The sequence below is a fragment of the Streptomyces albus subsp. albus genome, assembly GCF_000725885.1.
Lineage (GTDB): Bacteria > Actinomycetota > Actinomycetes > Streptomycetales > Streptomycetaceae > Streptomyces > Streptomyces albus.
Map to the genome: position 1 here is coordinate 59925 of NZ_JODR01000007.1, position 13737 is coordinate 73661.

Annotated in this window: 13 protein-coding genes; 10 read left to right on the forward strand and 3 right to left on the reverse strand. The window is 70.4% G+C overall.

The features are described 5' to 3' along the window. Nucleotides 1–16: 16 nt before the first annotated feature. Nucleotides 17–1615 carry an amino acid permease gene (locus tag IO40_RS0108580; protein ID WP_030406200.1) on the forward strand — a complete coding sequence of 533 codons (1599 nt, stop codon included), beginning with the start codon at nucleotides 17–19 and terminating at the stop codon, nucleotides 1613–1615. Continuing rightward, the gene (locus tag IO40_RS0108585; RefSeq protein WP_031175194.1) at nucleotides 1612–3060 is read left to right on the forward strand and encodes an aldehyde dehydrogenase (NADP(+)); all 1449 of its coding nucleotides are present in this window, start codon (nucleotides 1612–1614) and stop codon (nucleotides 3058–3060) included. Before IO40_RS0108580 ends, IO40_RS0108585 begins: the two co-directional genes overlap by 4 nt. Before the next feature lie 16 nt (nucleotides 3061–3076). Here IO40_RS0108585 and IO40_RS0108590 read toward each other — a convergent pair whose 3' ends face one another. Next, nucleotides 3077–3607 carry an RDD family protein gene (locus IO40_RS0108590; protein WP_031175195.1) on the reverse strand — a complete coding sequence of 177 codons (531 nt, stop codon included), beginning with the start codon at nucleotides 3605–3607 and terminating at the stop codon, nucleotides 3077–3079. A 421-nt stretch (nucleotides 3608–4028) separates the two neighbouring features. Between IO40_RS0108590 and IO40_RS0108595 the strand changes: the two genes are divergently transcribed. Beyond that, on the forward strand, nucleotides 4029–4772 hold the full coding sequence (locus tag IO40_RS0108595; protein ID WP_016468375.1) for a maleylpyruvate isomerase family mycothiol-dependent enzyme: 744 nt from the start codon (nucleotides 4029–4031) through the stop codon (nucleotides 4770–4772). On the opposite strand, the gene IO40_RS0108600 is transcribed toward IO40_RS0108595, so the two are convergent. After that, nucleotides 4762–5982 carry a Cmx/CmrA family chloramphenicol efflux MFS transporter gene (locus IO40_RS0108600; RefSeq protein ID WP_031175196.1) on the reverse strand — a complete coding sequence of 407 codons (1221 nt, stop codon included), beginning with the start codon at nucleotides 5980–5982 and terminating at the stop codon, nucleotides 4762–4764. The genes IO40_RS0108595 and IO40_RS0108600 overlap by 11 nt on opposite strands. A gap of 475 nt (nucleotides 5983–6457) precedes the next feature. Between IO40_RS0108600 and IO40_RS0108605 the strand changes: the two genes are divergently transcribed. After that, nucleotides 6458–7066: an HD domain-containing protein gene (locus IO40_RS0108605; RefSeq protein WP_016468377.1), complete on the forward strand. Its 609-nt coding sequence runs from the start codon at nucleotides 6458–6460 to the stop codon at nucleotides 7064–7066. Between the two features lie 36 nt (nucleotides 7067–7102). Here the strand turns inward: IO40_RS0108605 and IO40_RS0108610 are convergent, their stop codons facing one another. Continuing rightward, the gene (locus IO40_RS0108610) at nucleotides 7103–7867 is read right to left on the reverse strand and encodes an SDR family NAD(P)-dependent oxidoreductase (protein ID WP_016468378.1); all 765 of its coding nucleotides are present in this window, start codon (nucleotides 7865–7867) and stop codon (nucleotides 7103–7105) included. A 64-nt stretch (nucleotides 7868–7931) separates the two neighbouring features. On the opposite strand from IO40_RS0108610, the gene IO40_RS0108615 reads away from it, so the two are divergent. The 6 genes from IO40_RS0108615 (at nucleotide 7932) to IO40_RS0108640 (ending at nucleotide 13715) form a co-directional block, all read left to right on the forward strand. Beyond that, nucleotides 7932–8525 carry a MarR family winged helix-turn-helix transcriptional regulator gene (locus tag IO40_RS0108615; protein WP_016468379.1) on the forward strand — a complete coding sequence of 198 codons (594 nt, stop codon included), beginning with the start codon at nucleotides 7932–7934 and terminating at the stop codon, nucleotides 8523–8525. 96 nt (nucleotides 8526–8621) lie between these two features. Next, nucleotides 8622–9275, forward strand: a complete 654-nt coding sequence (locus IO40_RS0108620; protein ID WP_031175197.1) for a hypothetical protein — start codon at nucleotides 8622–8624, stop codon at nucleotides 9273–9275. After that, complete coding sequence (locus tag IO40_RS0108625; protein ID WP_031175198.1) at nucleotides 9263–10354, forward strand: hypothetical protein; 1092 nt, start codon at nucleotides 9263–9265, stop codon at nucleotides 10352–10354. The genes IO40_RS0108620 and IO40_RS0108625 overlap by 13 nt, the downstream gene beginning before the upstream one ends. Before the next feature lie 217 nt (nucleotides 10355–10571). Next, nucleotides 10572–11006 (forward strand): hypothetical protein, encoded by a 435-nt coding sequence (locus IO40_RS0108630; protein WP_225842210.1) that lies wholly within the window; start codon nucleotides 10572–10574, stop codon nucleotides 11004–11006. Beyond that, nucleotides 11006–13201, forward strand: coding sequence for a DUF6571 family protein (locus IO40_RS0108635; RefSeq protein ID WP_016468383.1), 2196 nt, complete (start codon nucleotides 11006–11008; stop codon nucleotides 13199–13201). Before IO40_RS0108630 ends, IO40_RS0108635 begins: the two co-directional genes overlap by 1 nt. Continuing rightward, nucleotides 13179–13715, forward strand: a complete 537-nt coding sequence (locus tag IO40_RS0108640; RefSeq protein ID WP_016468384.1) for a hypothetical protein — start codon at nucleotides 13179–13181, stop codon at nucleotides 13713–13715. The genes IO40_RS0108635 and IO40_RS0108640 overlap by 23 nt, the downstream gene beginning before the upstream one ends. The last annotated feature ends 22 nt before the right edge of the window (nucleotides 13716–13737 follow it).

Below are 13737 nucleotides of genomic sequence, written 5' to 3' on the forward strand. Positions count from 1 at the left end.
ATTGGAGGGACCCCTCATGTCCCGTACGACCCCCGTACGGCCCCCGCGGCCGTCCCCCGGCGGCGCCGGGCTGTTCACCCGCGCCGGTGTCTTCCGCCTCAAGCCCGTCGACTCCTCGGAGGCGGAGACGGCGGGCGGGCTGCGCCGCACCATGGGGTTGTGGCAGCTGGTCGCCCTCAGCCTCGGCGGGCTGGTCGGCGCCGGTGTCTTCTCGCTGGCCGGTGTGGTGGCCCACGAGGACGCGGGCCCGGCCGTGATGCTCTCCTTCCTGATCGCGATCGTCGCCAGCGGCGCCGCCGCACTGTGCTACGCCGAGTTCGCCGGCATGATCCCGAAAGCGGGCTCGGCCTACACCTACACCTATGCGGCGCTGGGCGAGGTCGTCGGCTGGGCCATCGGCTGGGACCTGCTGCTGGAGTACACCGCGATCGTCGCGGTGGTGGCCATCGCGGTGTCCGGCTACTTCTCCTACATCCTGGAGCGGGTAGGCATCGATCTGCCGCACTGGATGCTGGGAGCGCCGGGCACCGGATCCGGCCACCGGGTCGATCTGTTCGCGGCGCTGCTGTGTCTGCTGCTGGCGTTCGTCCTCTCGCGCGGCACCAAGGAGGCGGCCCGGTTCGAGACGGTGCTGGTCGCCGTGAAGCTGGGCATCGTCGCGCTGGTGGTGGCGGCGGGCGCCTTCCACATCTCCGCGGGCCATTTCTCACCGTTCCTGCCGTACGGCCTCGGGGGCGCGTTCACCGGCGCGGCCACCGCGTTCTTCGCCGTCTACGGTTACGACGCGATGAGTGCCGCCGCCGAGGAGAGCGCCGAGGCCAAACGACTGCTGCCCAAGGCCATCATGATCTCCCTGGGCATCGCCGCCGTGGTCTATCTGCTGGTGTGCGTGGTACTGCTGGGCATGCAGGACCACCGGCACATCGACACCGCCAGCCCGTTCTCCAGCGCCCTGGAGTCGGTGGGGCTGGGCGCGCTGGGCCTGCTCGTCGCGGTGGGCGCGGTGATCGGGGTGACGACCTCCGCGTTCGCCAACATGCTCGCCGTCTCCCGGGTGTGGTTCTCGATGAGCCGGGACGGGCTGCTGCCCCGCTGGTTCGCCCGCAACCATCCCCGCCGTCACGTTCCCACCCGGGTGATCTGGCCGGTCGGCATCGGTTCCGCCGTGATCGCCGGCTTCCTGCCGATCCGGGAGGCCGCGGATCTGACCAACATCGGCATCCTGGTGGCGTTCATCGTGGTGGCGGTCGCCGTCGTGGTGCTGCGCCGCACCCGCCCCGACCTGCCACGCGCTTTCCGTACCCCGCTGGTGCCGCTGGTGCCGGCCGTGGGCGTGGCCTTCTCCTGCTGGCTGATCGCCCACCTGGATGCCGTGACCTGGCTGCGGTTCACCGGCTGGATGGTCCTCGGCATGGTCGTCTACGGCCTCTTCGGTTTCCGCAACTCGGCGCAGAACGGCCCGGCGGGCGCGGCGGCGAGTCCGGCTCCCGGCGCCGGCCCTCCCCCGCCGGGCGCGAGCCCGGCACCACCTGCTCCCCGCTCGCCCTCCGAACCCGCACAGTCCCCGACACCGTCCACGTCCCCCGGCAACGAGAAGGAAGATCCCGCGCGATGACCACCACTTCCGTCGACGAAGCCCTGCGGGCCGCCGCTGCCGCCGCCGGTCCCTGCGCCCGCACCACCCCCACCGCCCGGGCCGGCATGCTGACGGCCGTCGCCGACGCGCTGGAGGCCGAGCGCGCCGCCCTGGTCACCGCCGCCGACGCGGAGACCTCGCTCGGCACGGCCCGGCTGGGCGGCGAACTGACCCGCACCACCTTCCAGTTGCGGCTGTTCGCCGACGAGGTGCGCACCGGGGCGTTCTACGACGTACGCCTGGACCGGCCGGACCCCGAGTGGCCCACCGGACCCCGTCCGGATCTGCGCCGCTACCGCACGGCTGCCGGCCCGGTGCTGGTCTTCGCGGCGAGCAACTTCCCCTTCGCCTTCAGCGTCGCCGGGGGCGACACGGCCTCGGCGTGGGCCGCGGGCTGCCCCGTCGTCGTCAAGGCCCACCCCGGCCACCCCGAGCTGTCCCGCCGCACCGCCGCCGTCCTGCACCGCGCGCTCACCGAGGCGGGCGCCCCCGCAGGGACGTTCGCACTCATCGAGGGCGAGGCGGAGGGCGTCGCGGCGCTGCGGCATCCTGCGCTGGCCGCCGCCGCGTTCACCGGCTCGCAGCGCGGCGGCCTGGCCCTGGCCAAGGTCGCCGCCGAACGGGACACGCCGATCCCCTTCTACGGGGAACTCGGCAGCATCAACCCCGTGGTCGTCACCCCGGGTGCGGCCGAGGCACGCGCGGCCGGGATCGCCGAGGGGTACGTCGGCTCCCTCACCCAGGGCGCCGGACAGTTCTGCACCAATCCGGGCCTGCTGTTCGTTCCCGCCACCCCCGCCGGGCAGATGCTGGTGGAGGAGATCGCGACGCGGCTGCGCGAGGTGCCCGCCGCGCCGATGCTGGGCGGCTGGATCGCCGACGGGTATCTGGCGGGGGCGCGCCGGCTCGCGGAACAGCCCGGGGTGCGGACGCTGGTACGGCCGCAGGGACCGGAGGACGCGGCGGCACCAGGACCGCGGCTGCTGACGATGGATCTGGCGGCGTTCACCGCGGCCGGTGAAGCCGTCACCGAGGAGTGCTTCGGCCCACTGGGGCTTGTGGTGACGTACGACGACGCCGCCGCGCTCGACGATGTGATCGCGGTCCTGCCCGGCCAGTTGACGGCGAGCCTGCACGCGGAGCCGGCCGAGGCGGAAAGCGTCTCCGCACTGGCCGGAGCGCTGGCGGCACGCTGCGGACGGCTGTTGTGGAACCAGTGGCCGACGGGTGTGTCCGTCACCCCCGCGATGCAGCACGGCGGCCCGTTCCCCGCGACGACGGCGCCCGCCACCACGTCGGTGGGCACGGCGGCCATGGAACGCTTCCTGCGGCCGGTCACCTACCAGTCCTGCCCGCAGGAGCTGTTGCCGCCCCCACTGCGCGACGACAACCCGTGGGGCGTCCCGCAGCGCGTCTCCGGCTGAGACGCGAAGTACGTGGCTACCCCACCGCGGCCCGGCGGGCGGCGAACGCCTTGCGGTCCACGGCCAGGGTGCCGGCGATGTTGTCGTGCCAGCAGCGGTGGTAGGGCTCGTCCCACAGACAGGAGGCGGCGTTCACCAGGCCCACCAGCGGGATGACGGTCAGGAACAGATAGCAGCACTCCCGCGACAGGGCCTGGAGGAATCCGGGCCGGGAGCCGTCCCGCATCCGGACGATCCGCACCCCGAGCGCCGCCTTGCCGAGGGGGGAACCGAACCGGGAGAGGGCAAGGGGGTGGAGTACCAGCCAGACGAGGGCGGCGGCGCCCATCCCGGCGACGGCCCGGGTGTCGCCCTGCTGCGTAACAGTGGTGACCAAGCCGGTCACGGGAGCGCTCACCACGGCCCAGACCGCCATGTCCAGGACGCGGGCCGCCAGCCGGCGGGCCCGGCCGGCGAGCACGATGCCGGACTCGTACTGTCCGGCCGGCGGCGTAGGGCCCGGCGGCGGAACGGCGGTCCCGGTGGCCTGGGCATGGTCTGACGGCATGTCTCCCCCAAGTTGCAGTGCATTCCCCGCCCGCGCCGCGGGCCACCGCTGCACACCGTACCGACCCACTGCACACCGGCCTCCGCCCGCACCCGCCGCCCCGGCACCGACCCCCTCCGCTTCCGCGGAACGCGGAACGCGGGATGCCGGACACCGGACGGGGCGCCGGGCGTGGGACGCCAGACACCGGCCAGCGAACGCCGGACTCCGGAGGCCAGGCGCCGGACACCGAACGCGACGTCAGACACCTGCCCCAGACACCGGACGTCGGCCCCAAGTACCGACCACCAGGCCCCGGACGGGAACGTTCCGGCGTCCGGCCGTGTTCCGCTGTCGGCGGGATCGCCCACAGCGGAACACGGTGGGAAGCGACGGTTCCGCAGGAAGGTTTCCCCGCATGAAAGCAGGAAGGAACCCCCGTATGGAGACTGTCGAGTTCGTGGAGACGCTGCGCCGCGAGGGCGAGCTGTTCGCCGACACGGTGGCCCGCGCCGATCCGTCCGCCCCGGTGCCCACCTGTCCCGGGTGGGCGGTCCGGGACCTGGCCGCACACCTCGGCTCGGTGCACCGCTGGGCGGCCGGGTTCGTGCGGGAGCGCCGCACCGAAGCGGTGCGGCCGGACGCGCCCGGTCCGCTCGCCGACGACGCGCTGGTGCCCTGGCTGCGGGAAGGGCACGGGCTGCTGGTCGAGGCGCTGGAGTCGGCGCCGGACGACCTGTCCTGCTGGACGTTCCTGCCCGCTGCCTCCCCCTTGGTCTTCTGGGCCCGGCGGCAGGCCCATGAGACGGCCGTGCACCGCGCGGACGCCGAGTTGGCGCTCGGCGTGGCACCCACCACGCCGCCCGCCGGTTTCGCGGCGGACGGCGTGGACGAGCTGCTGTGCGACTTCTATCCGCGGCGTGCGACCCCGGACGACTCCGCCGACGCGCCCCGTACCGTCCATGTGCGGGCCACGGACGTACCGGATGCGGCGTGGACGGTCCGCCTCGGTGACCCGGCGGCGGTTCGCCGGTCCGCCGAACCGCCGGCCGCACCCGACTGTGTGTACGAGGGCACGGCCGCCGACCTCTATCTGGCGCTGTGGAACCGGCGCCCGCTGTCCGAGCTGATGGTCGAGGGCGACCCCTCGGTGGCCCGGCGCTGGCGCGAGCTGTTCACTCCGTGAGGGAGGCGCCGCCCGTACGGCCACGGTCGCCCGCGGGGGCGGAGGAGCCGGCCCGGCGGGCGGCGACGGCCCACGCGGTGCCGCCCGCCAGCAGGGCGAGCGCCACCAGCAGGGCGCTGACCCACAGCGGCGCCCGGTAGCCGAAGCCGCCGCTCAGGGCGACGCCCCCGGCCCACGGGCCCAGCGCCGCACCGACGTTGAGCGCGGCGGTGGCGAAGCCCCCGGCAAGCGTGGGGGCTTCGCCCGCCGCGTACAGCACCTGGGCGATGAGGGTGGTGCCCACCATGAACGAGAGGGTGCCCTGGACGAGGACGAGCGTCACGGTCGCGGCCTGGTCGCCCGCCGTCGCGGCGAACACGGCCCAGCCCACGCAGAGGGCAACCCCGCCCGCGACGAGCAGCCGCAGGGGCCGGCTGTCCGCCAGCCGGCCGGCCGCGGTGACGCCGAGGAAGGAGCCGAGGCCGAACAGCGCGAGCAGGGGCGGCACCCAGCCACCGCCGAACCCGGCGACCTCGGTGGCCAGCGGGGTGAGATAGGTGAAGGTGCAGAACGTCGCACCGTTGACCAGGGCACCGAGTGCCATCGTCACCAGGAGCCGGGGGCGGCGCAGCGCCCGCAGTTCCTGGCGGACACCACGGGTGCGGCCGGGCTCCGCCGCGCCGGGAGCACCCTGCGGCAGGGCGCGTACGAGGGCGGCCAGCGCCGGGAGGGACACCAGTGCGACGGCCCAGAACGCCGAGCGCCACCCCCACACCTGTCCCAGCAGGGCCCCCGCCGGCACCCCGGCGACGCAGGCCAGGGTGACGCCGCTCAGCAGGACGGAGGTGGCCCGGCCCTTGGCGTCGGGGGCCACCATGGCGGCGGCGGCCGTGAGTGCCACGGCGAGGAACCCGGCGTTGGCGAGCGCACCGGCCACGCGGGTGACGACGAGCACCGCGAAATCGTCGGTCACCGCCCCGACGATGTGCACCACGACGAACGCTGTCAGGAAACCGAGCAGGGCCCGCCGCCGGTCCCAGCGCCGGCCGAGCGCGGCCATCAGCGGCGCGCCGACGACCATCCCCACGGCGAACGCCGAGGTGAGCAGCCCGGCCGAGGAGACGGACACGCCCAGGTCGGCCGCGAGATCCGGAATCAGCCCGGAGAGCATGAACTCCGAGGTCCCCTGCGCGAACACCGCCAGCGCGAGGACGTACAACAAAAATGGCATGCGAAACTCCGCAATCCTGGAGGATTCACAGGAATCCGAACGGAAGAGGACAGCGGTAGACGCACCGGCACACCCGGCACCGGGCGCGCCCCGGCACACGCACGTCGTACGGCGTGACACCCCCGGCCGCGCGCGTCCGGCGGGCACCCCACGACAAGCGGGGCCCGCAGGACAGCGCGCGGCATCAGGGGTTCGCGTGCGGGAGGGAGGCGTCCAGCCGGGCACTCGGCAGCGGCGCTACCGCGGAACGACCCGTGACCCGGAGACCCGATGGCATGGCGCCCGCCGCGTGCGGAGCGACTCGACGCACGCGGAACGCGGACAGCACGAAGCAGCCACCGGGTGACCGGTGGCTACGGTCTGGAAGCCTCGGGGCTGGACATGCCCGCACCCTAGCGGGACGGTGCCGCGGCGTCGACGGATTTCCCCCGCGCCCCCCCCCCCGCAAACTCCCCCGACTACAGTGCGAGGCGCCATGACGGACACACGCGCACTCTTCGACTTCATCTCCTGGACCGCCCGGCTGCGGGAGGTGGAACGCCACAACCGGGCCACCGCCACCCGCCCCGAGTCGGTCGCGGAACACTCCTGGCACCTGGCGATGGTCTGCTGGGTCCTGCACACCGAGTTCGAACGCGAGAGCGGGCTGCGTCTCGATCTGGCGCGGATGCTGAAACTCTGCCTGCTGCACGACGTGGTCGAGATCGAGGCGGGGGATCCGTCGGCGTGGCACACCGACGGCGACGCCGGCGCGGAAGCACGCGCCCGGAAGGCCCGCACCGAGGAGACCGTCGCCCGCGAACGGTTCGGCGCGCTCCCGGCCCCGCTCGGCCCCGAACTCCTCGCGCTGTGGCAGGAGTACGAGGAGGCCGCCTCACCCGAGGCCCGCCTGGTCCGCGGCGTGGACCGGCTCAACCCGGCGTTGATGCGTCTGCTGACCGGCCAGGGCTGGTCGGACGTGCACGCCGACACTGCCGCGCTGGACGCGCTCCAGTTCCCCCGGGTGAGCGTCAGCCCCGTCCTGACGGCGCTGTACGAGGAAGTCCGCGACGCGGCCGTCGCGCGGGGCCTGCTGCGCCCCTGAGCACACAGCAGGCCCCGGCGCCCAACGGCTGCGCATTCAGCGGGTGCCGCGCTCACCGCCGTTGACGTTGAGGACCTGCGCGGTGATGTCGCGGGCCGCCTCGGAGGCGAGGAACGCGACGGCGCCGGCGATGTCGCCGGGAGTGCCCGCACGGCCCACCGCCGTCGAACCGATGAGCTGCGCCCGCCGTTCGGCGGTGAGGTGGTCCCGGAAGAACTCCGTGTCGGCGATGTAACCGGGGGCCACCACATTGGCCGTGATGCCGCGCGGCCCCAGCTCGCGGGCGAGCCCCAGGTTCCAGGACGCCAGCCCCGCCTTGGCGGCACCGTAGGCGCCCGAGCCCTTGTCGGCGGCGATGGAGCCGATGCTCACCACCGCACCACCGGGTGCGAGCCGGCCCTCGACCGCCTTCGTGGTGAGGGCCGCGCTCAGCAGGTTCGCGTCGAGGTTGGCGCGGAAGGCCCGCGCGAACGCCTCCAGCGCCTCGGGGGTCGCTCCGTCCCCGCCGTCCCCGCCCGTCTCCTCGGCCGCACCGGCCGGGGTGTCGAAATCGGTGTTCCCTCCCGCGTTGTTGACCAGCACGTCGAGCCGGCCGGGCAACCGGGGCAGCAGTCGTGCCACCGCCTGCGGGTCGGTGTGGTCGCAGACCACGGCCGTCGCGCCGATCTCCTTCGCCGCCGCCTCCAGCGGCGCCTGCCGGCGCCCCGTGATGACGACCGTCTCCCCCTCGTCGGCGAAGTGCCGGGCGACGGCCAGACCGATGCCGGTCGCGCCCCCGGTGACCAGGATGCCGCGTGCCATACAGTGTCCTCCACTGGTTGTTCAGAGCTAAATTTAGACCTGAACGTACTCCTCGGAGGTACGCATGACAAGCGATCACGACCACACCCGGGCGGACCACCCCGCCCAACGGCCCGCGAACGAGACTCCCCCCTACCCCGTGGAGGAGATCGCCGCCGCCTGGCAGCGCGAACGCCCCGGCACCCCCGTCTCCTCCATCGGCATCGTCACCCCCCTGTGGCGGCTCGCCAAACTCTTCGGCGACGACCGCCGCCGCGTGCTCGCCCGCGCCGGCGTGGACACCGCCACACTCGACCTGCTCAGCGTCCTGCGGCGGGCGGGCGAACCGTACGCCCTCACCACCCGCGAACTGGCCGCCCGCTCCCTCATCACGGCCGGCGCCATCTCCCAGCGCGTGGCCCGCGCCGAACGCGAGGGCCTCGTCACCCGCCGCCCCGGCGAAGGGCGCCGCCGCTCCGTCATCGTCGAACTCACCCCCACCGGCCACCAGTTGATCGAGTCCACCGTCGACCAGGTCCTCACCCGCGAAGCCGACCTCCTCACCGGCCTCGACGCCGAACAACAGAACCAACTGGCCCACCTTCTGCGTGTCCTGCTGCAAGACGTCCAACAACGGTTGAACGATCACGGCTTGAGCCAAGTGGGAGCGGAGGAATGAGGAACAGCCCCAGGGAAAGAGGCTGTCACCTCCTCTTTCCCTGTAGTAACTTAAAGTGATCACACTGCGGACAGAGAGCTGAGAGAACCGGCGCGTATGAACAAGCAGGCGAGCACAGCGATGTGGACCGCAGCAGCCGTGACCGCGGCCCTGCTGCTGGGTGCGTGCGGGGGCGGTGACGGCGACTCCAAGGACGAGATCAAGGGCGCGGACGACGCCAAGCCGTCGAAGACCGCAGCACCGCGCAAGAGCTCCGCCCCGTCCGGGCCGAAGGATTCCGAGATCAAGCTGGCCAAGGACGCCAAGAACGTCTTCGAGGACGCCGAGACGGGCGACCCGAAGAAGGACGCCGTCCTGGCGGACAACCGGCGACGGATCAACTCCATCGACCGGGTGATCACCACGGGCAAGGACGTCGACCTGGTGTCCGTCTATTCCACCGGCAAGGCCGGCATCTCAGCGTCCGAGTACATCCTGAGCTTCTCCCGGGCAGGGAAGAGCTGGGCCGGTGTCACCCGCTACTACAACCAGTCGGTGAAGCTGGAGGGCGACGACGCGGCGCAAGTGATCTTCTGCGCCGATGAGAGCAAAGCCCGGAACAAGATCGTGAAAACCGGCGAGTTGGAGCCGAACAACGGCGGCGACAAGAACTACATCCGCACCACGATGCGCATGGAGCGGAACAAGGAAGGTGTCTGGCAGGCAACAGCCGGAACCGAAAAATCGGGGGCGAGTGAATGCATGAGTTGATTCGGAGAGGCACCACGGTGGGGCTGACGGCAGCACTCTTCCTCACCGTCACGCAGACAGCTCAAGCACTGGATCCGGACCCCGTCGGCAAAGGGGCCGGGCAGGGAGCTTTTTCCGGCAGCGAGGAGAAGCCGGGGATTTCCGCCGGGGTCTCCCGCATCCGCATAACCGGCGGCAGCTCCAAGGGCGGCGGGAACACCGTCCAGCTCACTCCGGCGAATCCCGGCTGGAAGGCACCCGCCTGCTGGTACGAGCCGAAGACCTCTCCGAAAGAGCTCAAGGAGAAGATCGAGAGCGCCAAGCCGAAGAAGCGGAAGCCCGCGAAGAAGACGGGCACCATCTTCGACGATCTCAACGAGACCCACAACAATCTCGCGGACGGTCTCTCCAAGCAGGTGGTCCGGCTGTACGAGGACTACTACCAGACGGACAAGTACAAGAACTACAACATGGCCAAGCAGGGCAAGGGCATGTTCTGGGAGGGGGTGAAGAACCCCCGGCGCAAGGACGACCCGGAGGCCGACAAGTGCAGCCGGCACGCCTACTGGGTGGACGAGGGTGACCCCGCCCCGAAGAACGTGCCGCTCGCGGTGAGCCCCAAGGTGCTGGCCGAGTACGCCTACGAGGAACTGCCGATCCCCCGTACGGAGATATCCCTCAACCCGGAGGGCAAGCAGACGGTCAATCTGGACACCTGGGTGTGGGCGGACAAGGGGAAGTTCAAGCCGGTGAGCGTGACGGCCTCGCTGGACAATCCGGCGATGTCGGCGACGACCACGGCCAAGCCCGTCTCGCTCACGCTGGAGCCGGGCACGGACGAGGCCAGGACGTTTCCGGCGTCCGGGAAGTGCAAGCTGGGCGAGCCGTACTCGGCGGGCAGGAAGGACGAGACGCCGCCGTGCGGGGTGCGCTATCTGCGGGCGACTAGCGGCAACGGCGCGTACCCGTTGAAGGCGACCCTCACCTGGGAGATCTCCTGGACGAGCACGGACGGCCCCGGCGGCGAGCTGCCCGCCGGCTCGTTCAGCACGACCCATGACGTCACCGTCAGGGAGATCCAGTCCGTGGTGCGGGACTGAGCTTCTTTCACCGGGGGCTGCCGGCAGACGCCGGCAGCCCCCGGTGCATGCCCACAACCGGAAGGCCGCCATTCCAGTTCGTAATCATCGCCGCACGCAGCGTGGCCATGACTGCTAGTGTCCCTCCCGCTAACAGCACGTAGCTGGGGGGAATGCAATGTCGTTCGCGAACGACTGGGAGCAGCTCAAGAAGGACGCAGGGCAAAGCTCGACCCACATGCAGCTGAACCAAGCTCCGGACGGGAGCTTCCGTCCGGGCCGGGGCGGCTCGTCACCGAGCGGAGACCTGCAAGTCAGCCAGAAGGATCTGGCAGCTGTCGGCAACGAGGCGTACAAGATCTACCACCGCCTCAAGAAGGACGGCAGCCACGCTCACGCGAGTACCGATGCGGCGAAGACCTCTCTGTCGGGTGACTTCGAACTGGCCGCGGCACTCGGGCACGTCAACGCACGCTGGGAAAGCCAGTTGCAGACCGTGCTCGACGCATGCGCCCACATCTCGAACCACCTCGACTACACGCGGAAGGCACACGCGGGCGACGAGGAGTGGATTCGCGTCCAGATCAGCAAGATCGCCGAACTGGACAAGGGCTTCGACGAGAGCACCCGGCCGCAGCCGCGCTCCGGGCGGCCCTCGGGCGGTGGGGCCTGATGGACCTCGAGGCACTGCGGGACGCGAAGTTCAAAGCCCTGGGCGAAGCCGTCACCGACTGGCGTCAGATGCGGGACAAACTCAAAACCCTCGCTTCCGACGCCCGGAGAGAGTTACGCACCCGCGCCGACAGGGCGAACTGGAAGGGCGTGAACTCGGATGTGACGCGCCCGTTCATCGACAAGACGGTCGGCGAGATCGAAGACGCCCGGACCCAGGCCGAGACCATCCACAACATCCTCAAGGACACCTGCGCCGAGCTGACCCGCTACCGCGACTCCCTGGAATTCAAGCTGCTCGAAGCCGACGCGCAGCACATCCGGGTCAGGGACACAGGGAACGGCTCGTTCGAAGTCCGGGCCAAAGACGGGGCGGACGTTCCGCTGCCGACCCTCGACCGCTTCCGGGACGACATCGCCGACCTGTTGAAGAAGGCCACCACGTCGGACCACAGCGCGAAGGAAGCGCTCTGCGCTCTCGTCGACCAGAGCAAGTACGGCTTCTCGGACGCGCGCTACAAGGACCGGGACGAAGCCGCGAAGGCACTGCGGGAGGGCGAACGGGCCGCCGCACTGGCCAAGGACCCCACGAAGGCCGACGAACTGAACCGGCTGCTGAAGAAGCATCGCGGCGACAGCCTGTTCGCCGAGCGGTTCGCCACGAAACTCGGGCCGGACGGAACCTTGGCCTTCTGGGCGGGAGCCAGCGGCCCCGACGGCCCCGAACCGGCGGTGCAGAAAGCCCTTCAGAAGAACATCAGCACGACGCTCGCCCTGGCGACCCAGTCCGACAGCCCGGCGATGGAGCGCTGGGAGAGAAACCTGATCAAGGCCGGGCCGGGAGCCGTCGGCGGCGAGCCGGGCGGCCCGGTCGGGTTCCAGGTGATGAGCAACCTCATGCGCACCGGCGACTACGACGACACGTTCCTCAACAAGTACGGGACCGCGCTGGTCGCCGAGGACAGACGCCGCAGCCACAACGGCGAGGACCCCGGCTGGGACACGGACAGTTCCCACGGCCTCAACCCGAACGGTCCGGACGGCGGTCTCGACCCCATGACGGGCTATATGAAAGCGCTCGCCCACAGCCCGGACGCCGCGACCGAATTCCTCAACGGCGACCACGAAGGCCCGAGGAGCCCCAGCCACACGCCCGACCGGACGAATTTCGACTACCTCTTCAAGGACCGTGAGTGGCCGAAGGACTACGGCCCCGGAGGCAAAGAGCTGCACACCGGCAAGAACTACCTGGCACAAGCCATCGCCGCCGGCGCGACGGGAACGCCCGCCGGCGAGCCGATCCCCAAGAACCTGCCGCCCCACACCGAGGACCAGGCCCGTCTCTTCGAGGACGTCGTCAAGACCGTCTCCAAGGACAACAAACAGCTGGCGGACAACGGATACATGTCCGACAGCTTCGGCAAGATGACGGCGCACTACCTGCCGGACATCAACCGCGCTCTGGCCAACGATCCACTCGGGGACACCCCCAAGCTGTACCCGATCTCGGGGGCACAGGCGGACCTCTCAAAACGAGACGCCACGCGGTTTTTGTTCACCCTGGGGCAGAACCCCGAGGGATACGCGATGGTCCAACTGGGTCAGAAACAGTACGCCGCCAACCTCATGGACTATCACTTGAACCCCGATCTTCCTGCCGACCAGCGGCTCATCCAGACGTCCGATTCGCCCCAGGAAGCCGTTCGCCGGATCGCCGAGCAATCCGGGCAGGTTGGCGGAACCCTGGCAGCCGGCCGGGAGGAAGCGGTGCTGGGAAAGGCCAAGGAGGACGACGAGTCTTTCACCCACTCTTTGGCACAGGGAAAGAACTTCGTGTCCGGCGCCATCGGGACCGGCATCGGCGTGGGAACCTCCTTCGTCGGCAGCCCGGCTGTCGGGGCCGCCACGGGGGCAACGGCCTCAACCGTGAGCAGCATGGTCCTGGAAGAGATCTTCGAAGCCAACGAGACGAAGAATCAGGAAAATGTCGGCTACATCGCAGGCGGTAAGTGGGAGTCGACCCAGGACGACCACTCGGAGATCCATCAGCGTGCCGCCATTCTGGCTGCTCGCGCCCACAAATCGCCCTACGAAGCCGACGTGGCCGACTGGGCACAAGATGGCACGGGGGACGGATTCCAGAGGGCGCATTCGGACGTCGAGGAGATGACGCGTGACATCCGAACGGACGGTTAGAGGAAGTACGGTCGCCCTCATCCTGTGTGCTGCCGCGCTCAGCGCAGGATGCGGTACCGACGAGAAAAAAGAGTATGCCGTTCCCGGCTCACTGTGCGGGGTGAAGGTCTCGGCAAGACTTCTCTCCCCTCTCCTTCCTCCAGGGAAGTCTGTGAAGCTGGATCGCGAAGACACGCTGCTGAACCATGGCAACATCCACTGCAACGTCATAGTCGACGGGAAGACAGTCTTCATCGCCACTCAGACCTGGCGGGACAGAGGAAACAGCGCCTTGTCGATGGCCATGATCCAGCCCGAGATGGAACCCGAGATACTGCATGGAGGCTGGCACTTCCAGTACTCGGAGAAAGGGGCCGCGATGAGAGTCGACTGCCGCACCCCCAAGAAGCCCGGTCGCGACCTCTTCGCCATCCCCCGCATCCCAGGCCCACAGAAGCCTGACGTCGCGGACGTCAAGGCATTCACCAAGAATTACGCGAAGGGCGTTGCCCAGTCCGATCAGTGCAGGAGGTAGCCGCGTCGGCAGCGGCTACCGA

Coding starts and splice junctions, on each gene's coding strand:
- IO40_RS0108580 (WP_030406200.1), top strand. CDS start 17: ATGTCCCGTACGACCCCCGTACGGCCCCCGCGGCCGTCCCCCGGCGGC.
- IO40_RS0108585 (WP_031175194.1), top strand. CDS start 1,612: ATGACCACCACTTCCGTCGACGAAGCCCTGCGGGCCGCCGCTGCCGCC.
- IO40_RS0108590 (WP_031175195.1), bottom strand. CDS start 3,607: ATGCCGTCAGACCATGCCCAGGCCACCGGGACCGCCGTTCCGCCGCCG.
- IO40_RS0108595 (WP_016468375.1), top strand. CDS start 4,029: ATGGAGACTGTCGAGTTCGTGGAGACGCTGCGCCGCGAGGGCGAGCTG.
- IO40_RS0108600 (WP_031175196.1), bottom strand. CDS start 5,982: ATGCCATTTTTGTTGTACGTCCTCGCGCTGGCGGTGTTCGCGCAGGGG.
- IO40_RS0108605 (WP_016468377.1), top strand. CDS start 6,458: ATGACGGACACACGCGCACTCTTCGACTTCATCTCCTGGACCGCCCGG.
- IO40_RS0108610 (WP_016468378.1), bottom strand. CDS start 7,867: ATGGCACGCGGCATCCTGGTCACCGGGGGCGCGACCGGCATCGGTCTG.
- IO40_RS0108615 (WP_016468379.1), top strand. CDS start 7,932: ATGACAAGCGATCACGACCACACCCGGGCGGACCACCCCGCCCAACGG.
- IO40_RS0108620 (WP_031175197.1), top strand. CDS start 8,622: ATGAACAAGCAGGCGAGCACAGCGATGTGGACCGCAGCAGCCGTGACC.
- IO40_RS0108625 (WP_031175198.1), top strand. CDS start 9,263: ATGCATGAGTTGATTCGGAGAGGCACCACGGTGGGGCTGACGGCAGCA.
- IO40_RS0108630 (WP_225842210.1), top strand. CDS start 10,572: ATGCAGCTGAACCAAGCTCCGGACGGGAGCTTCCGTCCGGGCCGGGGC.
- IO40_RS0108635 (WP_016468383.1), top strand. CDS start 11,006: ATGGACCTCGAGGCACTGCGGGACGCGAAGTTCAAAGCCCTGGGCGAA.